This is a genomic window from Pseudomonas sp. NFACC42-2 (assembly GCF_900116055.1).
In the GTDB taxonomy this organism is placed as follows: domain Bacteria; phylum Pseudomonadota; class Gammaproteobacteria; order Pseudomonadales; family Pseudomonadaceae; genus Aquipseudomonas; species Aquipseudomonas marginalis.
Genome location: NZ_FOZO01000003.1, coordinates 517,773 through 540,533, shown reverse-complemented (window position 1 = coordinate 540,533; position 22,761 = coordinate 517,773). Strand labels below are relative to the sequence as shown.

Sequence of the window (22,761 nt, the reverse complement as noted above, 5' to 3'; positions counted from 1 at the left end):
ATTATCGCTGGAAAATCCCGCGAGGCTTCTATACTCGACCTCATAGGTCATCGCCGTAGGCTGTGACGTGACGCTATGACGGGACATGCTATGGAATGGCTAGGTCTGCACTTTTTTACCGACCTCCCAGCGAACGGGCACTTATTACTCAATTGCAGTCATAACCCTTTTCTGGTGCTGCTGGCCTATCTGGTCGCCTGTGCGGCGGGGTTCGGCACCCTGGACATGGCCGAACGGGTTGGCCATGTCGAAGACCCTACCGCTCGCCGCCATTGGCGTTGGCTGGGTGCCGGTTGCCTGGCAGGGGGTATCTGGTCCACTCACTTCATCAGCATGCTGGCCTTCCAGGCCCCCATCGCGATTCACTACGACCTGCTCATGACGTTCGCCTCGCTGGTCATCGCCCTGATCGCCTCGTTGTTCGCCATGCAAACCCTCAGTCACACCAGACTGCGATTTAACCAATACCTGCTGGCATCGCTGTGGATGGGCATCGGCATCGCCATGATGCATTACGTCGGCATGTCGGCCATGCGTTCCCAGGCCCAGGCGTATTTCGAGTCGGGCCTGCTGCTCGCCTCGGTGGGCATCGCCATTGGCGCCAGCCTGGCCGCCCTGTTGTTGTCGAGCTACCTGCGCACCGGCGCCGGCGTCTTCCATCAACTGCTCAAATACGCCGCCAGCCTGATGTTGGGCGCGGGCATTATCAGCATGCACTTTACCGGCATGGCCTCCATGCAACTGATCGTCCCCACGGGGGCCGACCTCTCATTAGCGCTGGATAACAACCCCATCCAACTGGGCCTGTCGGTCGCCGTGATCACCCTGCTGGTGATCGGCAGCAGCATCAGCGCCGCACTGGCGGACAAGAAGCTGCAGCACAAGGAGCGCGACCTGCGTCGGGTCAACGCGCTGCTCAGCGAACTGGACCAGGCCCGCGCCTCCCTGCAACAGGTGGCTCATTACGATGCGCTGACCGGCCTGCTTAATCGGCGCGGCTTCAATCAGATTTTTGCGGAAAAAATCGCCGAAAAAACGGCTTCAAACGGCATGATGGCGGTTATTTTCCTCGATATTGATCACTTCAAACGCATCAACGACAGCCTCGGCCATGACGCTGGGGATCAATTGCTCAGCGTTCTCGCCAGCCATATCAAAGGCTCCGTGCGCAGCCATGCGGACGTGGTCGCACGGTTTGGCGGCGATGAGTTCTGCATCCTGATCAGCGTTCACCACCGCGACGAAGCGCGACACCTGGCCCAGCGCATCATGCAGAAGATGAAGGACCCGGTCGAACTCGCCGGCCGCCGTATGGTGATGACCACCAGCATCGGCATCAGCCTGTTTCCCGAGGATGGCCTGACCTGCGAAGAGCTGCTCAAGAACGCCGACCTGGCGCTGTACCAGTCCAAGGACATGGGACGCAATGGCCTGAACTTCTTCAGCTCCAACCTGAAGACCCGTGCCTTCCTCGAACTGCAATTGGAAGAAGAGCTACGCAGCGCCCTGCGCGCCCAGAACCAGTTGGTACTGTTCTACCAACCGATCTTTGACATGAAGCTGGGCAAAGTCACACGCCTGGAGGCCTTGGTGCGCTGGCAGCATCCGCAACAGGGGCTGCTGACCCCAGACCGGTTTATCGGAATTGCCGAAAGCAACGGGCTGATCGCCGAACTCGACCACTGGGTCTTGCGCCAGGCCTGTCATGACTTGAGCCTGCTCTCCGACCGAGGCTATACCGAACTGACCATGACAGTGAATTGCTCGGCCCTGAACCTGGCCCGCGATGAGCTGGCGGATGAGATCGAAGATGCGCTGCGCTTCAGCGGGATCAGCGCCAACCGCCTGGAGCTGGAAGTGACCGAAAATGCCTTGATGGGCAATATCAGCAGCACCCTGGCCCTGCTGCGGCAAATCCGCGCGCTGGGCGTGTCGCTGGCCATCGACGACTTTGGCACCGGCTACTCCTCCCTCGCCTACCTCAAGCGCCTGCCGCTCAACACTCTGAAGATCGATCGCTCGTTTATCCAGGACATTCCCAAATCGACCGCCGACATCGAGATCGTCCAGGCGATTATCGGCATGGCTCACACCCTGCACCTGCAGGTAGTGACCGAGGGAGTGGAAACCCAGGCTCAGTTCGAACTGCTGCTCAAACACGGCTGTGATTTCGTCCAGGGCTACCTGTTGAGCCCGGCGGTGGCCGCCAGTGAAATAATGGGCGCAATGCAGGGGATCGACAGGCGCAATCCGATCCCCCCAACCAGCGTGGCGAGCACCAAGGACACCCCTGCGACAAAAGAGCTGTCCCCAGGCCGCCCCGGATCCACCTCCGTTGTCAGGCCAATTCGCTGACGTCGAATCTTTGGCATTTCGCCATCACTTACCTAAAGATCGCCGACGAACGGCCGATTCATCAGAGTCCGGCCAGGTTTTTCCTGAGCACACTGGGTAAGCCTGATGGTTCGGACAAGGACGCACTGTAAAGTCGCGATCTCCCATTCCGTGATGGCTATTTGATACTTTTCAGCCATCCGCCCAGGCACATGGCGCACAATGACCTCTAAAAATAACTCTGGCACCGTGGTATCCGACGTGTTGCTCCCAGCGCCTGAGGGCAAACCCTCAGGTTCAAAGTCATTGAGCACCGCGCGCCCGCTGGCCACCCAGCAATACCTGTACTTCACCGAAACCAATACCGACCGCATCCTCGATAACCTCGACGGCCTGCGCGACATGGTGTTCCCGCGCCCGCCTCACCTGGAAGGCGACAGCGAGCAGCACAGCGAGCAGGAATTCCCCTCGGTCTGCCTGATCGGCCTGGGCCGCTGCGGTTCGAACATCGCGCTGGACGTGGCGGAGCTGGTGTACAACGCCCGCAAGTTCTACCTCAACGAATTCAGCACCGAAGACAAATCCTTGGATAAGGGCTACAGCCCGGCCCAGTGGATTCGCAACAACCTGCGCCTGGGCGGCGGCAAGGCCAGCAAGCCGGTGTTCCTGGTGGAACCGCTGGTGATGCTCGGTGACCTGGACAAGGACATCGCCGGGCGTATCCGTTTCTCGCGCAAGGGCGAAAAAAGCGGCTTCCTGCGCGACTACAGCAAGATGAAAATCATGGACCTCTCCGAAGTCCATGCCGGTGGCGCCGGTAACGCGCCGATCCTCGGCCAGTACCTGGCCAAGATCATCCTCAACAAAGACACCCAGCGCTTTTCCAGCCCCGACTGGAAGATGATCCACTCGTACCTGATCGACTCCTGCGGCATCAAGGCCAACCAGTCGCGCCTGTACTTCTCGATCTTCAGCGCCGGCGGCGGTACCGGTTCGGGCATGGCCTCGGAGTTCGGCCTGGCGCAGCAGCATTCGTACATGAACAAGACGTTCGACACCAAGCCCGCCGACGAACACGACAGCAAGAGCGGCCACGCATTCGTGTTCGAGCCGATCTTCACCAGCGGTATTTGCGTGCTGCCGAACATCTCCGACCACCGCAGCGAAATGTCCGAGGCGCTCCACATCAACGCCGGACGCTTGCTGTGCAAGTACCTGTCGGAAGAATGGGACTTCTCGTACAACTTCGACAATGAAGACAGCAGCGAAGCCAGCGTAAAGGGGCGTATCCGGCCGTGGAACGCGATGATGCTGATCTCCAACGACATCATGCGCTACGCCGAAGAGAGCGATGACGGCAATATCCAGAACATTGACGTCAATGCCATGGAAAAACACGCCAACCAGTACATTTCCCAGCAGATCTTCAACATCCTCACCGCCCAGGCCGTGACCACCGACTACGACCAGAACTACTTCCGTCGCGCCGGCATCGACATCGGCGAAACCATCCGCCTGGACGCCAATGACCTGTTCATGAGCCTGGCCGGGCCGGTGGCGATTGCCTACGCCGAATCCGTCGTACCGGAAACCCCGGCGCCGTCCAATGACAAGTTCAAAGTCTTCGAGAAAGAGCCCCAGCGCCTGAACATCGACGACCTGTTCTTCCGCTCCATCGACCTGCCGCATTTCAACAAGGTCACCCAGGCCATCGAAGGCATCAGCCTGTTGCCGATCGAGTCCAAGCGCTACAAGGCGTCCCTGGAGCAATACAAGAACTCCGGCTACGACGCGGCGGCGCTGCATGACCTGCACTTTTTCAAGAACTGCTCGTCGGTGGTGTCGATCGTCTCGCTGCCCAAGGACTACAAGCTGTCCTACATGGACCTGAACCGGCTCAAGACTCACCTCAACAGCCTGTTCCCCAACACCACCCTCAAGCGCTATGCCCTGGTGATCGGCGCGTCCGCCAACCTGTCGCTGACCACCCTGATCGCCAAGAGCCCGTGCCTGTCGGATGACTTCCTGACGCTGATCGTGGCTTTCATCAAGCGTTGCTTCGCGCGCAACCCGTACCGCTTCGACGACACCCTGGATAACTCGATCCTGGATTTCATCATCCACGAGGACTTCGACGAAGACCGCATCGACGAACTGCTCAACGAGTTTGAAAACCCGGCGAAGATCCTCGATACCAACTGGTACGCGATCAAGCCGATGTATGAGAAGAAGTACCGCGAGTTGATCAACGACAAAGAGAAGTTCGTGTCGATCAATGACATTCGCCTGTCACGGGATTGCGTGAAGAAGGCGATCAAGTACCTGCGCGAGATTTATCGTCACAGGATCGGCAAGACCAAGGTTATCTCGTTGAACAACCATACCGGCAAGACCGGCTGACTTGAGGGGATGCCATCGCGGGCAGGCCCGCGATGGCGCTTTCAGTGACGACCAGATTCCACCTCATTGGCACACCCGGAAACAATTCCCCAGGCTTTCGGCGCGGCCTGAAACTGTTCCCGTGACGTGCACGTCACCCTTGGCTGTGACCTTTCTCCACGGCAAGATGCCATCACGCCGACAGCGGTTACTCCACTACACACTTCTTCGCGCGAAAAACACGCACCTTTTTCGTGCAAGCTTTTCTTACGCTGCCCTTTCCTGGATCAGAATCCACGGGGAAACCACCACCGCCCATAAGCTCGGATCGCGTTCCACCAGGTCCAATGCCCGCGGTGCAGACACTTCGCCAAGGCTGCCCGCGGCCAGCCAGGCAGCGACTTTGTCGCGATTGTCCTCAGCCATTCCCTCGGCGGCTTCGATCAAATCCAGGCTTGGGTCGACCCACAATAGGGCACCTTTGGCAAAGAAGGGTTCAAGCTCTTTCCAGGAGATTTCGGCGGTTTCACCGAGCAGCTTGGCATAGAGGGTGCTAGGTTCTTGCGTCATGGGAGTTCACCTGAAGAAAAAATCGGCGCAATCATAACGTCACGCTTCAGGCAGAAAAACCCAGTTGCAAATGCGTTATCGATTGAAAGTGTCAGGAAAGCCAAGGAATGCGCGAGAGTCAGGCATTACCCCCGCCGCAATTCTGTCTTTTTCTTTCATTTAAGCGACACCCCCGGGGTTTGCCCCCGGCAGCCAGCTTTTCAAGCGATCAACCGGCGCTCTACACTGTACCGGTACAGTTGCCAGGCGGCTGCCGGGGGATATCCGACATATCCGATCCGGTTCAGCAGCTCACAAGGCCGCCAGAACTATAAAAAATACAACAGTAAGAGTGGAGCACTATGAATAAGGCTACTAAGCAGATTTCCAAACTGTTTGCCGCTATGGTCCTGGCTGGGGTTGCCGGCCATTCGTTCGCAGCCGACACCATCAAGATCGGCATCGCCGGTCCAAAGACCGGTCCTGTAACGCAATACGGCGACATGCAATTCATGGGTGCCAAGCAGGCCATCGCCGACATCAACGCCAAGGGCGGGGTCGACGGCAAGATGCTCGAAGCCAAGGAATACGACGACGCCTGCGATCCTAAACAAGCGGTGGCCGTAGCCAACAAAGTGGTCAACGACGGCGTCAAGTTCGTGGTCGGTCACCTCTGCTCCAGCTCCACTCAGCCAGCGTCCGACATTTATGAAGACGAAGGCGTGATCATGATTACCCCGGCAGCCACCAGCCCGGAAATCACCGCCCGTGGCTACAAGCTGATCTTCCGCACCATCGGCCTGGACAGCGCCCAGGGCCCGGCGGCCGGCAACTACATCGCCGACCACGTGAAGCCGAAAATCGTTGCCGTCCTGCACGACAAGCAGCAATACGGCGAAGGCATCGCCACCGCCGTCAAACAGACCCTCGAGAAGAAAGGCACCAAGGTTGCCGTCTTCGAAGGCCTGAACGCCGGCGACAAAGACTTCTCCTCGATCATCCAGAAGCTCAAGCAAGCCAACGTCGACTTCGTCTACTACGGCGGCTACCACCCGGAGCTGGGCCTGATCCTGCGCCAAGCCAAGGAAAAAGGCCTGAACGCCAAGTTCATGGGTCCGGAAGGTGTCGGCAACGACTCCATTTCGCAAATCGCCCAGGGTGCTTCCGAAGGCCTGCTGGTGACCTTGCCTAAATCCTTCGATACCGACCCGGCCAACAAGGCCATCGTTGAAGAGTTCGCCAAGAACAAGCAGGACCCAACCGGTCCGTTCGTGTTCCCGGCCTACTCGGCCATTGAAGTCATCGCCGGCGGCATCAAGGCCGCCAAGAGCGAAGACACCGCCAAAGTGGCCGAAGCCATCCACGCGGGCACCTTCAAGACCCCTACCGGCGAGCTGAGCTTCGACGCCAAGGGCGACCTGAAGGACTTCAAGTTCGTGGTCTACGAATGGCACTTCGGCAAACCAAAAACCGAAGTTTCCCCTCAGTAAGCCAGGCGTTACTGGTCCAACAAGCCCACTGTGAGAGCAGTGGGCTTTGTTTTACGAGGTTTATGGGCCTGTCACCCGCGATCCGGGCGCTGGCTCACCTGAAAATCTTAAAACCGTCACCAGCGGTTCGCTGGCAAACGCTTTGTGCAAATGTGCTCACAGAACACAGCACGGGGCCGGAACATGACTCCACCAGTGAAATGCGTATCGGGTTTTTAGGAGCGCTGTAATGCCTGAGATCTATCATTTTTTCCAACAGCTGGTTAATGGGCTGACCATTGGCAGCACCTATGCCTTGATAGCCATTGGCTACACAATGGTTTACGGCATCATTGGAATGATCAACTTCGCCCATGGCGAGGTATACATGATTGGTTCCTACGTGGCCTTCATTGCCCTTGCCGGGCTGGCCATGATGGGTATCCACTCCCTGCCGCTGTTGATGACCGCCGCGTTCCTGGCGTCGATCGTCGTAACCAGTGCCTATGGCTACAGTATCGAGCGCGTTGCCTACCGTCCCTTGCGTGGCAGCAACCGTTTGATCCCGCTGATTTCCGCCATCGGCATGTCGATTTTCCTGCAGAACACCGTATTGCTGTCCCAGGACTCCAAGGATAAATCCATCCCCAACCTGATCCCGGGGAGCTTCTCCTTCGGTCCGGGCGGTGCGGAAGAAGTGCTGATTTCCTACATGCAGATCCTGGTCTTCGTCGTCACCCTGGTGGCCATGCTGGGCCTGACCCTGTTCATCTCCCGCTCCCGTCTGGGGCGCGCCTGCCGGGCCTGCGCCGAAGACATCAAGATGGCCAACCTGTTGGGCATCAATACCAACAACATCATCGCCCTGACCTTCGTGATCGGTGCCGCACTGGCAGCCGTCGCGGCCGTACTGCTGAGCATGCAGTACGGCGTGATCAACCCCAACGCCGGTTTCCTGGTAGGCCTCAAGGCCTTTACCGCAGCGGTATTGGGCGGCATCGGCAGTATCCCGGGCGCGATGCTCGGCGGCCTGGTGCTGGGGGTGGCCGAGGCGTTTGGTGCCGATATTTTCGGCGACCAATACAAGGACGTCGTCGCGTTCGGCCTGTTGGTCCTGGTGCTGTTGTTCCGTCCGACCGGCATCCTGGGCCGTCCGGAGGTTGAGAAAGTATGAGCAGATATCTTAAATCGGCGTTTTTCAGCGCCTTGCTGGTGTGGGCGGTGGCCTTCCCGGTACTCGGTCTCAAGCTGAGCATTGTCGGCATCAACCTGGAAGTGCATGGCACCGGCCCCGTGACGCTGACCATCATCGCCCTGTGTTCAGTGCTGATGTTCCTGCGCGTGCTGTTCACCCAGCAGGTCGGCGCACTGTTCAAGCGCAACCGTGGCCCGCTGGTCTCGCCCAAGGTCAGCCAATTCCTGACCCTGCCACGCACCCAGCGCTACATCATCATCGGCCTGATCGTGGCCGCGTTGATCTGGCCATTCTTCGGCTCGCGCGGTGCGGTCGACATTGCCACCCTGATCCTGATCTACGTGTTGCTGGGCCTGGGCCTGAACATCGTAGTGGGCCTGGCCGGCCTGCTCGACCTGGGTTATGTGGGCTTCTACGCCGTGGGTGCCTACACCTACGCGCTGCTGTCGCACTACCTGGGCTGGAGCTTCTGGATCTGCCTGCCGCTGGCCGGCATGGCGGCGGCCACGTTCGGCTTCCTGCTGGGCTTCCCGGTATTGCGCCTGCGTGGTGACTACCTGGCCATCGTGACCCTGGGCTTCGGGGAAATCATCCGTCTGTTCCTGCGTAACCTGACCGACATCACCGGTGGCCCCAACGGCATCAGCAGCATCCCCAAGCCGACGTTCTTCGGGCTGTCGTTCGACCGCACCGCTGCCGAAGGCATGCAGACGTTCCACGAGTACTTCGGGATCGACTACAACCCGGTGAGCAAAGTGGTGTTCCTGTACCTGGTGGCGCTGTTGCTGGCGCTGGCGGCACTGTTCGTGATCAACCGCTTGCTGCGCATGCCGATCGGCCGTGCCTGGGAAGCGTTGCGCGAAGATGAAATCGCCTGCCGTGCCCTGGGCCTGAACCCGACCATCATCAAGCTCTCCGCCTTCACCCTGGGTGCCGCGTTCGCCGGTTTTGCCGGCAGCTTCTTCGCCGCTCGCCAAGGCCTGGTGACCCCGGAGTCGTTCACCTTCATCGAGTCGGCGATCATCCTCGCCATCGTGGTTTTGGGTGGCATGGGCTCGCAGCTGGGCGTGATCCTGGCGGCGATCGTGATGATCCTGCTGCCGGAAATGATGCGTGAGTTCAGCGAATACCGCATGTTGATGTTCGGCGCCATGATGGTGCTGATGATGATCTGGCGACCTCAAGGCCTGCTGCCCATGCAACGTCCACACATGGAGCTGCGCAAATGAGCCGCGAGATCCTGAAAGTCGAAAACTTGAGCATGCGCTTCGGCGGCTTGCTGGCGGTCAACGGCGTCGCCCTGACCGTGAAAGAGAAACAGGTGGTTGCGCTGATCGGCCCCAACGGCGCCGGCAAGACCACGGTGTTCAACTGCCTCACCGGTTTCTACAAGCCGAGTGGCGGCAGCATTCTGCTGGACGGCCAGCCGATCCAGGGCCTGGCCGGCCACGAGATCGCCCGCAAGGGCGTGGTGCGCACCTTCCAGAACGTACGGCTGTTCAAGGACATGACGGCGGTCGAGAACCTGTTGATCGCCCAGCACCGTCACCTGAACACCAACTTCTTTGCGGGCCTGTTCAAGACCCCGGCGTTCCGCAAGAGCGAGCGCGAGGCCATGGAGTACGCTGCGTACTGGCTGGACAAGGTCAACCTCACCGAGTTCGCCAACCGCCCCGCCGGCACCCTGGCCTACGGTCAGCAACGTCGCCTGGAAATCGCCCGCTGCATGATGACCCGTCCGCGGATCCTGATGCTCGACGAACCGGCCGCCGGCCTGAACCCCAAGGAAACCGAAGACCTCAAGGCGCTGATCAGCGTGTTGCGTGAGGAAAACAACGCCACGGTGCTGTTGATCGAACACGACATGAAACTGGTCATGAGCATTTCCGACCATATCGTGGTGATCAACCAGGGCACGCCGCTGGCGGACGGGACGCCGGAGCAGATCCGCGACAATCCTGAAGTGATCAAAGCCTATCTGGGGGAAGCGTAAAATGCTGCAATTCGAAAACGTTTCCACTTTCTACGGCAAGATCCAGGCCCTGCACAGCGTCAACGTCGAAGTGCGCCAGGGTGAGATCGTCACGCTGATCGGCGCCAACGGCGCCGGCAAGTCGACCTTGCTGATGACCTTGTGCGGCTCGCCGCAGGCCCACAGCGGCAGCATCCGCTACATGGGTGAAGAGCTGGTGGGCCAGCAGTCGTCGCACATCATGCGCAAGAGCATTGCCGTGGTGCCGGAAGGCCGGCGGGTGTTCTCGCGCCTGACCGTGGAAGAAAACCTGGCCATGGGCGGGTTCTTCACCGACAAGGGCGACTACCAGGAGCAGATGGACAAGGTGCTGCACCTGTTCCCTCGTCTCAAGGAGCGCTTCAGCCAGCGCGGCGGCACCATGTCCGGCGGCGAGCAGCAAATGCTCGCCATCGGCCGGGCGCTGATGAGCAAGCCCAAACTGTTGCTGTTGGACGAACCCTCCCTGGGCCTGGCACCCATCATCATCCAGCAGATCTTCGACATCATCGAACAACTGCGCAAGGACGGTGTAACGGTGTTCCTGGTGGAGCAGAACGCCAACCAGGCGCTGAAAATCGCCGACCGCGCCTACGTGCTGGAAAACGGCCGGGTGGTGATGCAGGGCACTGGCGAGCAGCTGCTGACCGATCCGAAGGTGCGTGAGGCGTACCTGGGCGGCTAAGAGACGGTTGCTGGATAAGCCGGATCTCATGTGGGAGGGAGCAAGTTCCCTCCCACATTTTTTTGCATTGTTTGAAATTATTTCGTCTGGCCTTGTAACGAACATCCCCCTCCCGCCTCTAGTGGTGCAAGCAGGCATTCAAGCCCGCTCCTCAACCTACTGCTGGAGATCCACCATGACCACCAAACTGTCCGCCGCTAGCCTCGTCCTCGCCCTGAGTTCGGCCTTGAGCCTATCCGCCCTGACCACCACCGCCCACGCTGCCGACGACATGCAGAAGTGCTTCGGCGTCGCTGAAGCCGGCAAGAACGATTGCGCCGCCGGTGCCGGCACGTCCTGCGCCGGCACCTCGAAGACCAAGGATCAGGCCAACGCCTGGAAACTGGTCCCGGCCGGCACCTGCACCCAAACCCCAAGCTCCACCTCGCCGACCGGCTTCGGCCAGGAAGCCGCCTTCACCGCCAAGTCCTGACCCCTGCCTGGCCTGAGTACGGATGATGACGCTTTCACTCCTGCCCACAGTCTCACCGATTCAGATGCCTGGGCTCCCCTATCGGACCGGGCTGGGGCTGAAGCACGAGCACTTCAAGGAAGTGCTCGATACTTCGCCCGACATCGGTTTTTTTGAAGTGCACGCCGAAAACTACATGGTGGCCGGCGGCCCGTTTCATCATTACCTGGGGTTGATTCGCGAACGTTACCCGCTGTCGTTGCACGGCGTGGGCCTGTCCATCGGTGGCGAAGGCCCGCTCAACCGTGAGCACCTGGGACGCTTGGCCGCACTGATCGAACGCTACCAACCCCACTCATTTTCCGAACACCTGGCCTGGTCCAGTCACGGCCCGGTGTTCCTCAACGACCTGCTGCCCCTGGCTTATGACGCCACCACCTTGAGTCGAGTTTGCGAGCACGTCGACCAGGTACAGAGCACCCTCAAGCGGCAGATGCTGCTGGAGAATCCATCGACCTACCTGCAGTTCCAGCGCTCGACCCTGGACGAGACCGACTTCATCGGCGAGATCATCCGCCGCACCGGCTGCGGCCTGCTGCTGGACGTGAACAACGTCTACGTGTCGTGCATCAACCACCAGCGCGACCCTCTGGCCTACATCCACGCCCTACCATTGCGCGCCGTGGGTGAGATTCATCTGGCCGGCTTCGCCGAAGACACCGACAGCCTGGGCGATCGCCTGCTGATCGATGACCATGGCGCGCCCATCGATAACGCGGTGTGGCTGCTGTACGAACACGTACTCGCGCTGACGGGCCCGGTCGCAACCCTGATCGAGCGCGACAACCAAGTGCCGGCCTTCAGCGTGCTATGCGCGGAAGCCCAGCACGCTGAACGGTACTTATCGCAGGTCCACCCATGAGCCTTCACGACGCCTTTTCCAGCGCCTTGCTGGCGCCCGGCCAACCTTGCCCCGTCGGCCTTTTCAGCAACAACGGGGCCGACCCGGCCAGTCGTTTTGCGGTGTATCGCAACAATGTTCACAACTCGTTGATCAATGCGCTGGCAACCGCATACCCCGTAACCGCGCAATTGGTCGGCGATGAATTTTTCCGCGCCATGGCCGGCATTTTCGTCCAGGCCTACCCGCCTGCCAGCCCGCTGATCAGCGAGTACGGCGGCACATTCGCCGACTTTATCCAAGGTTTTGAACCGGCCGCCAGCGTGCCCTACCTGGCCGATGTCGCCCGGTTGGAACGCTTGCGGGTTCGCGCTTATCACGCAGCGGATACAGCCGTGGTGGACCCGCAAGCCGTTCTGCAACAACTGCAAGCCCACACGAAGCCGGGGGCGCTGCATCTGCAACTGCACCCGTGCGTTGGCACATTGAACTCCGCCTACGCAGTGGTGGCGGTATGGGCGGTACACCAGACCGAGGGCGCCCTGGCCACCCTGGATCCCTGGCATCCCCAGAGCGCGCTGGTGTTGCGCCAAGGGTTGAGCGTCAAGGTCTTCGCCATCGACGGCGGCTCCGTCGCCTTTATCAATAGCCTGAAACGCGGCTCGGCGCTGGAAATGGCCGTCGCCAATGCCCTCGAGGCCAGCGCCGAATTCGACCTGCACCAATGCCTCACGCTGCTGATCAACCACGACGCACTCACTCATCTGCTCCCAGAACAACAGGTATCGCCATGAACACTTCCGCTTCGTGCCTGATCAAGCAGGCCATCGCGCTTTTCGAGAAAATCCCTTACAGCCTGATCGCGTTTATTGCGCGCTTCTCCATTGCGGCAGTGTTCTGGAAGTCCGGGCAAACCAAGGTCGAAGGCCTTGCCATTGACCTGATCAACGGCACGTTCGAACTCGGTACCCCCAGACTCGCCGCCTCGACATTGCCGCTGTTTCGCAGTGAATACCACGTGCCATTGCTGTCGCCGGAAGTCGCCGCGCACATGGCGGCGTTTGCCGAGCACTTTTTTCCGGTGCTGATCCTGGCGGGCCTGGCCACGCGCTTCTCAGCCCTGGCCTTGATCGGCATGACCCTGGTCATTCAGTTGTTCGTCTACCCGGACGCCTATCCCACCCACGGCACCTGGATGGCGCTGCTGTTGCTTTTAGTCGCCAAAGGCCCGGGCAGCCTGTCCATCGATCACCTGATTGCGCGCCGCTACCGTTAAAGCCGATCCAGTGCCTCACCGCTGCGCTTGAACCAGTCCACCAGGTAGTCGGCCAGTACCTGGGTCCGTCTCGGCAGGCCGCCTTGATAAGGATGGACCAGGTACATCGGCATAGTCCGCGTCTGGTAATCACGCAGGAGCCAACGCAATCGGCCGTCAGCCAATTCCGTCGGCAGCACGTAGGACGGCAAGCGGGCGATACCGGCACCGACCAGGGCAGCCTTCTTCAGCAAGTTGTAATGGTTGGAGGCAAAGGTTCCGCTCACCCTCACCCGCAACAACTCGTGCTGCTGGTGATACAACCATTCCTCGCGACCGCTGTAGTGGCTGTTGAGTAAACAGGTGTGCGCCGCAAGATCCCCAGGGGTCAGTGGTTCGCCATGTTGCTCCAGGTAAACGGGACTGGCACAGGTCATCTCGTGCCAGGCCAGCAGCGGCCTGGCCACCAGACGCTCGTTTTCAATCGCCCCCGAACGCACCCCCAGGTCAAAGCCGTCTCGCGCCAGGTCTCGGTAGCTGTTGTTGAGCTCCAGCTCGATCTGCACCTGGGGATACTGCTTGGAAAACTCCAGCAACAAACCATCGAAGAAGGTTTCCCCTAATGAAACCGGAACCGTCATACGAACGGGCCCGGCCAAATCGTCCTTGAGACGCGCCAATGCCTGTCGGGCGCGATCCACCTGCACCACCAGCGCTTGCGCCTGGGGCAACAGCGCCGCACCGGCGGCGGTCAGGCTGAGCCTGCGTGTGGTGCGGTGCAGCAAGACCACGCTGAACTGTGCCTCCAAATGGCTGATGCGCTTGGACAGCTGGCCCTTGCTGCAACCCAGTTGCTCGGCCGCCACGGTAAAACTGCCGGCTTCGATCAGTACGGAAAAGGCTGCCAAGTCATCCATCTCACTCATGGATTGTTTCCATTTGAAAACCAAAGGTTGCCTATTAGCACGTTTATCCGCTTAAAAAGCCACTCTAGACTGAACCTTCACTTACTCCTGTAGGAACAGCCCAATGAAAATCCTATTGATTGGCGCCAGCGGCACCATCGGCTCGGCAGTCAAGGCCGAACTGGCCCAGCGTCACGAGGTGATCAGCATTGGCCGCAGCAGCGGCGACTTCCAGGTGGATATCAGCGACAGCACCTCGATCCGCAACCTGTTCGAGCAGACCGGCAAATTCGACGCACTTGTCTGCACTGCAGGCAACGTGAATTTCGTGGCGCTCGGGGATATGAGCGAAAGCGACTTTGAACTGGGCCTGCGTGACAAGCTGATGGGCCAGGTCAACCTACTGCTGATCGGCCGCGAGTATGCCAACGACGGCGCGTCGTTCACCTTCACCAGTGGCATTCTCAACCGTGACCCGATCCGTACTGGCGCTTCGGCTGCGCTGGTCAATGGCGCACTCGACGCGTTTATCAAAGCCGCGGCAATCGAATTGCCACGGGGGCTGCGCATCAACTCCGTGAGCCCGACCGTGCTGGTGGAGGCCATGGGCAGCTACGCACCGTACTTCCGTGGCTATAAACCGGTTCCGGGGGCCGATGTGGCATTGGCCTATGCAAAAAGCGTGGAGGGCTTACAGACCGGCCAGACATTTATTGTTGGCTGAATGTAACCATTGTAAGAATTGCCTGAAGCAGGGCTGCGGGGTTGTGATGCAACGCCAGCCTGCGTAACGTGGCGGCACTTGTCTGGAGACCCGATCATGCGTGCCGCCCGTAACCTTGCCCTGTTTGCCTTGCTTCCTGTGTTAGCCGCTTGCCAGATGTTCGAAAACGAGCCGACCAAGCCGTCTACCGCCGGGTTGACCCGCATGCAGGGCGAACTCACGGCGGTAGGTAGCAAGCTGCTGTTCCAGCCGTGCGACGATAAACGCAACTATGTCGTCAACGACACCAGTGGCACCAGCATCCTGCAGGAAGCGGCCTCCCTGGCCGGCCAGCAAGGGGCATTGTTTGCCGATTTGCGTGGCAAGTTCTCGGGCGTCGCCAGCGGCACCCAGGGCAGCGTCGACCTGCAACAACTCTATCGCGTAGAGCGCTCGACCTCTGCCTGCACCGACCCGGACTTCAAGCGCATGACCCTGCGGGCCAACGGCCACAAGCCGGCCTGGGCCATGAACGTCACCGCCAAGGGCATGGTGCTCGAGCGTGAAGGCCAGCCGCCACTGGCGGTGCCTTATGTCGAAGAGCAAATCGGCGACGGCCGCTTCAACCTGATGACCGAAGCCAACAACCAGCACATCGAACTGTGGGTCGCGCCGCAGCGCTGCATCGACAGCGTCAGCGGCAGCCTGCAACACATGACGGCGGAGTTGCGCGTCAACGGCCAGGTGCAGCGCGGTTGCGCGGCGTTTGGTGGTTCCCGGGACGACTGATTCAGCCCTGCGCTGTTTTAACCTGACGGAAAACCGCCATTGAGGCTTATAATCGCCGGTTTGCAAAACAGCCGGCCTCTTTGTCCGCCGCCTACCGGATCCCGTCATGTTACGAATCACCGAACTCAAGCTGCCCATCGACCATCCCGAAGAAGACCTGCGGCCTGCCATCGTGCAGCGCCTGGGCATCGCCAGTGATGACCTGCTCGATTTCACCCTGTTCAAACGCAGCTACGACGCGCGCAAGAAGTCGTCGGAGCTGTGCTTCATCTACACCATCGACCTCAATGTGAAGGGTGAGGCCGCCCTGCTGCTCAAGTTCGCCGATGACCGCAACGTCAACCCGGCGCCGGACGTCAGCTACAAGGTCGTGGGCCAGGCCCCGGAAGGCTTGGTCGAACGGCCTGTGGTCGTCGGTTTTGGCCCGTGCGGTATCTTCGCCGGGCTGTTGCTGGCGCAGATGGGCTTCAAGCCGATCATCCTCGAACGCGGCAAGGAAGTACGCCAGCGCACCAAGGACACATGGGGCCTGTGGCGCAAAAGCGTGCTCAACCCCGAGTCCAACGTGCAATTCGGTGAAGGCGGCGCCGGGACCTTCTCCGACGGCAAGCTCTACAGTCAGATCAAGGACCCGAAATTCCACGGTCGCAAAGTCCTGCACGAGTTCGTCAAAGCCGGCGCGCCGGAAGAAATTCTCTACGTCAGCAAGCCCCACATCGGTACCTTCCGCCTCACCGGCGTGGTAGAAAACATGCGCGAGCAGATCATCGCCCTGGGCGGTGAAGTGCGCTTCGAGCAACGGGTGACCGACGTGCTGATCGAAGACGGTCAGTTGAATGGCGTGGTCATCGACGGTGGGGAACAGATCCTCTCCAAACATGTGATCCTGGCCCTCGGCCACAGCGCCCGCGACACCTTCCGCATGCTCCATGGCCGTGGCGTATACATGGAGGCCAAACCGTTCTCGGTGGGGTTTCGGATCGAACACCCGCAATCGCTGATCGACGCCGCGCGCCTGGGCAAATATGCCGGGCACCCGAAGCTGGGCGCCGCCGACTACAAGCTGGTGCACCACGCCAAGAACGGCCGTTCGGTCTACAGCTTCTGCATGTGCCCGGGGGGCACTGTGGTAGCAGCGACCTCCGAGCCGAACCGTGTGGTGACCAACGGCATGAGCCAGTACTCGCGTAACGAGCGCAATGCCAACTCCGGCATCGTCGTCGGCATCACGCCGGAAGTGGATTACCCAGGCGGCCCGCTGGCGGGTATCGAGTTGCAGGAGCGCCTGGAGTCCCACGCCTACATCCTCGGCGGCAGCAACTACGAGGCCCCGGCACAGTTGGTCGGCGACTTTATCGCCGGCAAGCCGTCCACGGCGATCGGCAGTGTGGAACCGTCCTACAAGCCAGGGGTGGCCCTGGGTGACCTGGCCCTGGCCTTGCCGGACTTCGCCATCGAAGCGATCCGCGAAGCACTGCCGGCGTTCGAGAAGCAGATCAAGGGCTACTCGCTGCACGATGCCGTGTTGACCGGTATCGAGACGCGCACCTCGTCGCCGCTGCGGATTACCCGTGACGAATCGATGCAGAGCCTGAACGTGAAAGGCCTGTTCCCGGCCGGTGAAGGCGCTGGGTATGCGGGTGGGATTCTGTCGGCCGGTGTCGACGGGATTCGGATTGCCGAGGCGTTGGCGCGGGATATGCTCGGCATCGAGGCCTGAGAACAGGGCAAATTAAATGTGGAAGGCGGCTTGCCCCCTCCCACATTTGGTTTGCATCGGGTCAGATATTCGCGCGCAGGATGCTGGCGGGTAATGGCTCGCCCTGCTCCACACTGGCGGCCACGGCCGCGATCAACCCCTCGAGCGCATAGCCCTGCCCCGCCAACCACGCCTGATCGTAATAGGTCGTTGCATACCGCTCGCCCCCATCACACAAGATCGCCACGATCGAACCTGACTCCCCAGCCGCTTTCATCTGCTGCGCCGCCATTAATGCGCCAATCAGGTTGGTCCCGCTGGAACCGCCGACTCTCCGCCCCAGGCGCTCAGCCAGGTAATGCATGGCCGCCAGCGACAGCGCATCCGGCACCTTGACCATCGCATCAATCACCTTGGGCAAAAACGACGCCTCGACCCGTGGCCGGCCAATGCCTTCGATCCGCGAACCACAGTCCAGGCGCAGGCTGGCGTCACCGCTCTGGTAGAAATCGAAAAACACCGAGCGCTCGGCATCGGCACACAACACGCGGGTACAGTGCTGGCGATAACGCACATAACGACCCAGGGTGGCGGTGGTGCCGCCGGTACCGGGGCTGGAAATCAACCAGCTCGGTTCCGGGTGCCGCTCAAAGCGCATCTGTTGGAAGATCGACTCGGCGATGTTGTTGTTCGCCCGCCAGTCGGTGGCACGCTCGGCATAAGTGAACTGATCCATGAAATGACCGCCGCTTTCCTGGGCCAGGCGTTCGGACTCGGCGTAGATCTGCGTGGGATCCTGTACCAGATGGCTTTTGCCGCCGTAGAAGGCAATCTGCGCGATCTTTTCCTGGGATGTCGTGGCGGGCATCACCGCAATGAACGGCACCCCGAGCAGCCGGGCAAAATACGCTTCGGAAATCGCCGTCGAACCGCTGGATGCTTCAATGACCGGTGCACCCGGCTTGAGCCAGCCATTGCACAGCGCGTACAGGAACAGCGAACGGGCCAGCCGATGTTTCAGGCTGCCGGTGGGGTGGCTGGATTCATCCTTGAAGTACAACTCGATGCCCGGCAGGCCCGGCAGCGGTAACGGAATCAGATGCGTGTCAGCACTGCGTTGGAAGTCCGCTTCGATGATGCGAATGGCTTCGCGGGCCCAGGGACGGTGGTCGCTCATAAGGAAGAACTCTAAGGATTTCAGTACCGATCTTAGGATGTTTCCTACACTGCACACAGATACAGTGACGACTCAATTGGACACACAATTGCTAGGCTTTGGCGCTACGCCACCCTACCCCATCTCTTATAACAAATAAGAATATAACTTTTGTTTTAACAACTAACGGTACGGGTTAGGGTACCCACCTATTGAACCTGGATTGGAGAGCATCCCTTGCCTCTGCGTAGCACTTTTACCCGTTTCTTCCAGCTGGAAGCCGCCAGCGGCCTGTTGCTGATCGCTGCTGCCGCCTTCGCTCTGATCATCAACAACTCTCCGTTGTCGCACCTGTATGGCGCGTTTCTCGACGTGCCGGTGGTGGCCCAGATTGGCGCGCTGCAAATCGCCAAGCCCGCGCTGCTGTGGATCAACGATGGCCTGATGGCCCTGTTCTTCCTGCTGATCGGCCTGGAGGTCAAGCGCGAGCTGCTTGACGGCCACCTGTCCAAGCCTTCGCAAGTGGTGCTGCCTGGCGCAGCCGCCATCGGCGGCATGGTGGTGCCGGCGCTGATCTACTGGGCGATCAACAAGGACTACCCCGCCGCCCTCTCCGGCTGGGCAATCCCGATGGCCACCGACATCGCCTTCGCGCTGGGCGTCCTGGCACTGCTGGGCAAGCGGGTGCCGGTGTCGTTGAAGCTGTTCCTGATGACCCTGGCCATCATCGACGACCTGGGCGCGATCATTGTTATTGCAGTGTTCTATTCCGCCGACCTGTCCGGTGCAGCCCTGGCCGGCGCGGGCGCCTGCCTGGTTGCCTTGATTGCAATGAACCGCCTGGGCGTGATCAAGCTCGGTCCCTACCTGATCATCGGCCTGATCCTATGGGTGTGCGTACTCAAGAGCGGCGTGCACGCCACCCTGGCCGGCGTGACCCTGGCGTTCTGCATCCCGATGCGCACCAGGAATGCCGAGCCCTCGCCGCTGCTTACACTGGAACACGCCCTGCACCCATGGGTGGCCTACGGCATCCTGCCGCTGTTCGCCTTCGCCAACGCCGGGGTGTCACTCACCGGGGTCAGCCTGGAGAGCTTCACCCACCACGTGCCGATGGGCATTGCCGCCGGCCTGCTGGTCGGCAAGACCGTCGGCGTGTTCGGCCTCACCTGGCTGGCCATCAAGACCGGCCTCGCAGCACTGCCCAGCGGCGCTAACTGGGGCCAGGTCTTCGGCGTGGCGATCCTGTGCGGCATCGGCTTCACCATGAGCCTGTTCGTCGGCTCCCTGGCGTTTGTGCCGGGTGCCAGTGAGTTTGCCGGGGAGGATCGAATGGGGATTCTGACCGGATCGATACTCGCAGCGTGTATCGGGTATGGGGTGACGGCGATGGCGAGTCGCAAAAAAGCCTGAGCCGACTGAAACGCAGCCCATAAAAAACCCCAACCGGTCACCCGGTTGGGGTTTTCTTTTGCCGGCTGCTTACCGGTCAGCGAGTAACGCGGCTGGTGCCATCAACGGTCATGATGCGGACGCGATCACCGATGCGGAAGATTTCATTTTCCTGCACGGCTTGCACGTAGGCGCGCATGCTGCCGTCGTCTTCGCGAACGGTGATTTCCACGCCCTGGGTGCGGGTCAGGCCCTCTTCGGTAGCCGAGCCCAGCAGGCCGCCGGCAACGGCGCCGATCACGGCAGTCACGATACTGCCACGGCCACCGCCGATGGCGCTGCCGCCAACACCACCGATGACCGCGCCGGCAGCGCCGCCGATTGGGGTCTTGGTGCCTTCGATTTTTACCGGACGCAGGGATTCAATGGTGCCCATGCGAACGGTCTGTACACGACGCGCTTCGTCACGGGAGTACGAGTCGCCGGTCAGACTCGAGGCGCAGCCACCCAGCAGCAACGACAGCGTGGTAAAGCAGGCAACCAGTAAAACGGACTTACGCATAGCATCAACTCCAAAGGACAGGTATTCATTAGACGCTGCAGCTTGACGCCTGTCACGACAAGCCCGGCAGGAAATTGCTTTCATTCAGCCTCAGTACAGACTGCCCGTAGCCAAAATACCGACCAACGGTAGCACTCTCATCGTAACCAGGAACTTCATGGACTATTTCATCATTGTAGTCATTACCGTCGCCGGCCTGTACTTCCACGGCTGGCTGTACCTGCGTATCAGACGCTGGATAGACCGCGACCTGGCACTGTCCCTCGCAGGCGACGACCTGCACAAGCGTGCCTATATGTTGCAACAACTGGAGCAGGCACGGGCGTCGAAGATCAAGCGAGGCGATTTGCCGCAGTGGCTGAAGAACGCCGCACAGCACTACACAGCCGAAGCCTCTTCAACAGAGACTTCGGTGTGATCGACATCATTCCAGTGGGGTGACGAAAGGTGCCGCTCAGGGCGCCAGGCGCTCGCGGGTCCATTCGGTCCCTTGCAGGCGGTAGTTCAGGCGGTCATGCAGGCGGCTGGCGCGGCCTTGCCAGAACTCGATGCGCTCCGGCAGCAGGCGATAGCCACCCCAATGCTCGGGGCAGTCGGGCTGGGTATCGCTGAAACGCTGTTCCGTGGCCTTGAGCAGGTCCTGCAGTTCTTCACGGTCACGAATGACCTGGCTCTGCGGGGAAGCCCAGGCGCCTAAACGACTGCCCAGGGGGCGGACCTGATAATAAGCGTCGGACTCCTCAGGGGTGACCTTGACCACCCTTCCTTCAATACGCACCTGGCGCTCCAGGGTCGGCCAGAAGAACGTCATGGCCGCAAACGGCCGCGCCGCAAGCTGTTCGCCCTTGGCGCTCTGATAGTTGGTGAAGAAGGTAAAGCCCTGCGCATCCAGGCCCTTGAGCAGCAGGATGCGGCAGTGCGGACGACCGTCCTGGTCGACCGTAGCCAGGGTCATGGCATTGGCTTCCACCGGTGGCTGCTCGGTTTTCACCGCATCGGCAAACCACTGGTGGAATAACGCAAACGGTTCATTCGGGGCCTGGGCCTCGCTCAAACCGTCCCGTGTGTAGTCACGGCGCATATCGGCCAGTGCCTGGGTCATGCGGCTTTATCCTTGTGGTTCAGCGGATCAGTTTTTCGCCTGGTCATTCGCAGCCGGTGCGGCAGCCTTGGCTTTGGCCGGGGCCGGTTTCTTCGCAGCAGGCTTGGCCGGGGCTTTTTTAGCCGCGGGCTTGGCAGCAGCCTTTTTAGCCGCGGGTGCCTTTTTAGCCGGGGCCTTGGCGGCCGGGGCCGGTGCTGGAACGTTCTGCACCGCAACCATTTCGGCTACAGGCGGGGTCTTGCCCGATTGATACTTGCTCAACAGCGCCAGCATGGTCGTGCGCTGGGTGAACATGATTTCCATGCGGCGGTTCAGCGCGCGGCCCTGGGTGCTGTCGTTGGCGGCACGTGGCATCAGGTCACCCATGCCACGCAGCATCAGGCGGTCCTGTTTCAGGCCGCTGAGGCTGAAGATCGAGGCAATGGACTGCGCGCGTTCCTTGGTCAACGCCTGGCTGGCAGGCGCGGTACCGGTGGCATCCACGTGACCCAGCACCAGCACGGCGGTTTTTGGATCGGCTTCAACCGCCTTGGCGACGCGAGTGAACGGCCCCAGGGTAACCGGCAGCAGCATCGCCGGGCGTTTCGGGTTGTAAGAGCCGTCTACCGGAGCAATCACCACGAGTACGTTATCGCGACGTTCCAGTTGCAGGTTGCTGTCCTTGATGGCGGCGCGCAGGCGCGGCTCGTAGTCGTCCAACCAGGCCTGGGTGATTTTCGGGTCAGGCATTGGCACATTGGTCACGTCGACCTTGGCCAATGGCTTGGGTTTGCTTTCGAACGGCCACCACCAATGGGTTTCGCTGTCGGTCTTGGCGACGGCAGGCGCGGCATCTGGAGCCGGGGTCGCGGCCTTGAGGTCGGCTTTCAGGTCAGCCTTGGCATCAGCGGCCTTCTCGTCGGCGCTCTTGGAGGAGAACGGCCACCAGCTGGAACCGGTGTCAGCCTTGGCGGCCGGCGCTGGCGCGGAGGCGACAGGCGCAGCAGCAGCAGCTACAGGTGCGGCAGGCTTGGCGCCGGCAGCTGGCTTGGCATCCGGCTTGGCGTCGGTTTGGGTCACTGCGTCCTTGGTCGTGGCCTTATCCGATCCAAATGACCACCAATGCCCACCCTCGGCATCATTTTGTGGAGTTTGTGCGCAACCGGTAATAGTGAGGCAAAGCGCCAGTGCCAAGGACTTGTTCGATAACATGAGATATCCACAAAATGAGAAAAGAAACGGGGG

At 60.6% G+C, this 22,761-nt stretch carries 22 protein-coding genes; 16 read left to right on the top strand and 6 right to left on the bottom strand.

From position 1 onward, the window contains the following. Nucleotides 1-90: 90 nt before the first annotated feature. The gene (locus BM416_RS09810; RefSeq protein WP_092487731.1) at nucleotides 91-2,355 is read left to right on the top strand and encodes a putative bifunctional diguanylate cyclase/phosphodiesterase; all 2,265 of its coding nucleotides are present in this window, start codon (nucleotides 91-93) and stop codon (nucleotides 2,353-2,355) included. Nucleotides 2,356-2,556: 201 nt separating this feature from the next. Further along, complete coding sequence (locus BM416_RS09805; RefSeq protein ID WP_092487728.1) at nucleotides 2,557-4,734, top strand: hypothetical protein; 2,178 nt, start codon at nucleotides 2,557-2,559, stop codon at nucleotides 4,732-4,734. A 246-nt stretch (nucleotides 4,735-4,980) separates the two neighbouring features. Here the strand turns inward: BM416_RS09805 and BM416_RS09800 are convergent, their stop codons facing one another. Next, a complete protein-coding gene (locus BM416_RS09800; protein ID WP_027604421.1) occupies nucleotides 4,981-5,283 on the bottom strand; it encodes a DUF2288 domain-containing protein in 303 nt (100 codons plus the stop codon). Nucleotides 5,284-5,624: 341 nt separating this feature from the next. Here BM416_RS09800 and BM416_RS09795 point away from each other — a divergent pair, with 341 nt between their 5' ends. The 9 genes from BM416_RS09795 (at nucleotide 5,625) to BM416_RS09755 (ending at nucleotide 13,250) form a co-directional block, all read left to right on the top strand. Further along, nucleotides 5,625-6,752: a branched-chain amino acid ABC transporter substrate-binding protein gene (locus BM416_RS09795; protein WP_027604422.1), complete on the top strand. Its 1,128-nt coding sequence runs from the start codon at nucleotides 5,625-5,627 to the stop codon at nucleotides 6,750-6,752. Nucleotides 6,753-6,981: 229 nt separating this feature from the next. Then, nucleotides 6,982-7,905, top strand: a complete 924-nt coding sequence (livH, locus tag BM416_RS09790; protein WP_003172375.1) for a high-affinity branched-chain amino acid ABC transporter permease LivH — start codon at nucleotides 6,982-6,984, stop codon at nucleotides 7,903-7,905. After that, nucleotides 7,902-9,155, top strand: coding sequence for a high-affinity branched-chain amino acid ABC transporter permease LivM (locus BM416_RS09785; RefSeq protein ID WP_027604423.1), 1,254 nt, complete (start codon nucleotides 7,902-7,904; stop codon nucleotides 9,153-9,155). The genes livH and BM416_RS09785 overlap by 4 nt, the downstream gene beginning before the upstream one ends. Then, complete coding sequence (gene livG, locus BM416_RS09780) at nucleotides 9,152-9,919, top strand: high-affinity branched-chain amino acid ABC transporter ATP-binding protein LivG (RefSeq protein ID WP_005785832.1); 768 nt, start codon at nucleotides 9,152-9,154, stop codon at nucleotides 9,917-9,919. The genes BM416_RS09785 and livG overlap by 4 nt, the downstream gene beginning before the upstream one ends. A gap of 1 nt (nucleotide 9,920) precedes the next feature. Beyond that, entirely contained in the window at nucleotides 9,921-10,622 is a 702-nt protein-coding gene (locus BM416_RS31115; RefSeq protein ID WP_017844798.1) for an ABC transporter ATP-binding protein, read from the top strand. Between the two features lie 175 nt (nucleotides 10,623-10,797). Beyond that, nucleotides 10,798-11,094 carry a BufA1 family periplasmic bufferin-type metallophore gene (locus BM416_RS09770; RefSeq protein ID WP_027604425.1) on the top strand — a complete coding sequence of 99 codons (297 nt, stop codon included), beginning with the start codon at nucleotides 10,798-10,800 and terminating at the stop codon, nucleotides 11,092-11,094. A gap of 22 nt (nucleotides 11,095-11,116) precedes the next feature. Further along, nucleotides 11,117-11,995: an MNIO family bufferin maturase gene (locus BM416_RS09765; protein WP_092487725.1), complete on the top strand. Its 879-nt coding sequence runs from the start codon at nucleotides 11,117-11,119 to the stop codon at nucleotides 11,993-11,995. Further along, nucleotides 11,992-12,768: an HvfC/BufC N-terminal domain-containing protein gene (locus BM416_RS09760; protein WP_092487722.1), complete on the top strand. Its 777-nt coding sequence runs from the start codon at nucleotides 11,992-11,994 to the stop codon at nucleotides 12,766-12,768. Before BM416_RS09765 ends, BM416_RS09760 begins: the two co-directional genes overlap by 4 nt. Next, complete coding sequence (locus BM416_RS09755) at nucleotides 12,765-13,250, top strand: DoxX family protein (RefSeq protein ID WP_092487719.1); 486 nt, start codon at nucleotides 12,765-12,767, stop codon at nucleotides 13,248-13,250. Before BM416_RS09760 ends, BM416_RS09755 begins: the two co-directional genes overlap by 4 nt. On the opposite strand, the gene BM416_RS09750 is transcribed toward BM416_RS09755, so the two are convergent. Further along, nucleotides 13,247-14,155 (bottom strand): LysR family transcriptional regulator, encoded by a 909-nt coding sequence (locus BM416_RS09750; RefSeq protein WP_092487716.1) that lies wholly within the window; start codon nucleotides 14,153-14,155, stop codon nucleotides 13,247-13,249. The two genes, BM416_RS09755 and BM416_RS09750, sit on opposite strands and share 4 nt — an antisense overlap. Before the next feature lie 103 nt (nucleotides 14,156-14,258). On the opposite strand from BM416_RS09750, the gene BM416_RS09745 reads away from it, so the two are divergent. From BM416_RS09745 to BM416_RS09735, 3 genes are all read left to right on the top strand, one after another. After that, nucleotides 14,259-14,858 carry a short chain dehydrogenase gene (locus BM416_RS09745; RefSeq protein WP_092487713.1) on the top strand — a complete coding sequence of 200 codons (600 nt, stop codon included), beginning with the start codon at nucleotides 14,259-14,261 and terminating at the stop codon, nucleotides 14,856-14,858. A gap of 96 nt (nucleotides 14,859-14,954) precedes the next feature. Continuing rightward, complete coding sequence (locus BM416_RS09740) at nucleotides 14,955-15,626, top strand: COG3650 family protein (protein ID WP_092356477.1); 672 nt, start codon at nucleotides 14,955-14,957, stop codon at nucleotides 15,624-15,626. Between the two features lie 106 nt (nucleotides 15,627-15,732). Then, nucleotides 15,733-17,346, top strand: a complete 1,614-nt coding sequence (locus tag BM416_RS09735; protein WP_092487710.1) for an NAD(P)/FAD-dependent oxidoreductase — start codon at nucleotides 15,733-15,735, stop codon at nucleotides 17,344-17,346. A 61-nt stretch (nucleotides 17,347-17,407) separates the two neighbouring features. On the opposite strand, the gene BM416_RS09730 is transcribed toward BM416_RS09735, so the two are convergent. Then, the gene (locus tag BM416_RS09730; RefSeq protein WP_027604433.1) at nucleotides 17,408-18,502 is read right to left on the bottom strand and encodes a PLP-dependent cysteine synthase family protein; all 1,095 of its coding nucleotides are present in this window, start codon (nucleotides 18,500-18,502) and stop codon (nucleotides 17,408-17,410) included. A gap of 216 nt (nucleotides 18,503-18,718) precedes the next feature. On the opposite strand from BM416_RS09730, the gene nhaA reads away from it, so the two are divergent. Next, nucleotides 18,719-19,894: a Na+/H+ antiporter NhaA gene (gene nhaA, locus BM416_RS09725; protein WP_092487707.1), complete on the top strand. Its 1,176-nt coding sequence runs from the start codon at nucleotides 18,719-18,721 to the stop codon at nucleotides 19,892-19,894. Between the two features lie 76 nt (nucleotides 19,895-19,970). On the opposite strand, the gene BM416_RS09720 is transcribed toward nhaA, so the two are convergent. Continuing rightward, the gene (locus BM416_RS09720; RefSeq protein ID WP_003189251.1) at nucleotides 19,971-20,435 is read right to left on the bottom strand and encodes an outer membrane lipoprotein; all 465 of its coding nucleotides are present in this window, start codon (nucleotides 20,433-20,435) and stop codon (nucleotides 19,971-19,973) included. Nucleotides 20,436-20,592: 157 nt separating this feature from the next. Here BM416_RS09720 and BM416_RS09715 point away from each other — a divergent pair, with 157 nt between their 5' ends. After that, nucleotides 20,593-20,853: a hypothetical protein gene (locus BM416_RS09715; RefSeq protein ID WP_092487704.1), complete on the top strand. Its 261-nt coding sequence runs from the start codon at nucleotides 20,593-20,595 to the stop codon at nucleotides 20,851-20,853. A 36-nt stretch (nucleotides 20,854-20,889) separates the two neighbouring features. Here the strand turns inward: BM416_RS09715 and pdxH are convergent, their stop codons facing one another. Together pdxH and BM416_RS09705 are read right to left on the bottom strand one after the other, a co-directional pair. Further along, nucleotides 20,890-21,537, bottom strand: coding sequence for a pyridoxamine 5'-phosphate oxidase (gene pdxH, locus BM416_RS09710; protein ID WP_027604436.1), 648 nt, complete (start codon nucleotides 21,535-21,537; stop codon nucleotides 20,890-20,892). Between the two features lie 27 nt (nucleotides 21,538-21,564). Beyond that, a complete protein-coding gene (locus BM416_RS09705) occupies nucleotides 21,565-22,728 on the bottom strand; it encodes an OmpA family protein (RefSeq protein WP_092487702.1) in 1,164 nt (387 codons plus the stop codon). Nucleotides 22,729-22,761: the final 33 nt, after the last annotated feature.

Coding starts and splice junctions, on each gene's coding strand:
- BM416_RS09810 (WP_092487731.1), top strand. CDS start 91: ATGGAATGGCTAGGTCTGCACTTTTTTACCGACCTCCCAGCGAACGGG.
- BM416_RS09805 (WP_092487728.1), top strand. CDS start 2,557: ATGACCTCTAAAAATAACTCTGGCACCGTGGTATCCGACGTGTTGCTC.
- BM416_RS09800 (WP_027604421.1), bottom strand. CDS start 5,283: ATGACGCAAGAACCTAGCACCCTCTATGCCAAGCTGCTCGGTGAAACC.
- BM416_RS09795 (WP_027604422.1), top strand. CDS start 5,625: ATGAATAAGGCTACTAAGCAGATTTCCAAACTGTTTGCCGCTATGGTC.
- livH (WP_003172375.1), top strand. CDS start 6,982: ATGCCTGAGATCTATCATTTTTTCCAACAGCTGGTTAATGGGCTGACC.
- BM416_RS09785 (WP_027604423.1), top strand. CDS start 7,902: ATGAGCAGATATCTTAAATCGGCGTTTTTCAGCGCCTTGCTGGTGTGG.
- livG (WP_005785832.1), top strand. CDS start 9,152: ATGAGCCGCGAGATCCTGAAAGTCGAAAACTTGAGCATGCGCTTCGGC.
- BM416_RS31115 (WP_017844798.1), top strand. CDS start 9,921: ATGCTGCAATTCGAAAACGTTTCCACTTTCTACGGCAAGATCCAGGCC.
- BM416_RS09770 (WP_027604425.1), top strand. CDS start 10,798: ATGACCACCAAACTGTCCGCCGCTAGCCTCGTCCTCGCCCTGAGTTCG.
- BM416_RS09765 (WP_092487725.1), top strand. CDS start 11,117: ATGATGACGCTTTCACTCCTGCCCACAGTCTCACCGATTCAGATGCCT.
- BM416_RS09760 (WP_092487722.1), top strand. CDS start 11,992: ATGAGCCTTCACGACGCCTTTTCCAGCGCCTTGCTGGCGCCCGGCCAA.
- BM416_RS09755 (WP_092487719.1), top strand. CDS start 12,765: ATGAACACTTCCGCTTCGTGCCTGATCAAGCAGGCCATCGCGCTTTTC.
- BM416_RS09750 (WP_092487716.1), bottom strand. CDS start 14,155: ATGAGTGAGATGGATGACTTGGCAGCCTTTTCCGTACTGATCGAAGCC.
- BM416_RS09745 (WP_092487713.1), top strand. CDS start 14,259: ATGAAAATCCTATTGATTGGCGCCAGCGGCACCATCGGCTCGGCAGTC.
- BM416_RS09740 (WP_092356477.1), top strand. CDS start 14,955: ATGCGTGCCGCCCGTAACCTTGCCCTGTTTGCCTTGCTTCCTGTGTTA.
- BM416_RS09735 (WP_092487710.1), top strand. CDS start 15,733: ATGTTACGAATCACCGAACTCAAGCTGCCCATCGACCATCCCGAAGAA.
- BM416_RS09730 (WP_027604433.1), bottom strand. CDS start 18,502: ATGAGCGACCACCGTCCCTGGGCCCGCGAAGCCATTCGCATCATCGAA.
- BM416_RS09720 (WP_003189251.1), bottom strand. CDS start 20,435: ATGCGTAAGTCCGTTTTACTGGTTGCCTGCTTTACCACGCTGTCGTTG.
- BM416_RS09715 (WP_092487704.1), top strand. CDS start 20,593: ATGGACTATTTCATCATTGTAGTCATTACCGTCGCCGGCCTGTACTTC.
- pdxH (WP_027604436.1), bottom strand. CDS start 21,537: ATGACCCAGGCACTGGCCGATATGCGCCGTGACTACACACGGGACGGT.
- BM416_RS09705 (WP_092487702.1), bottom strand. CDS start 22,728: ATGTTATCGAACAAGTCCTTGGCACTGGCGCTTTGCCTCACTATTACC.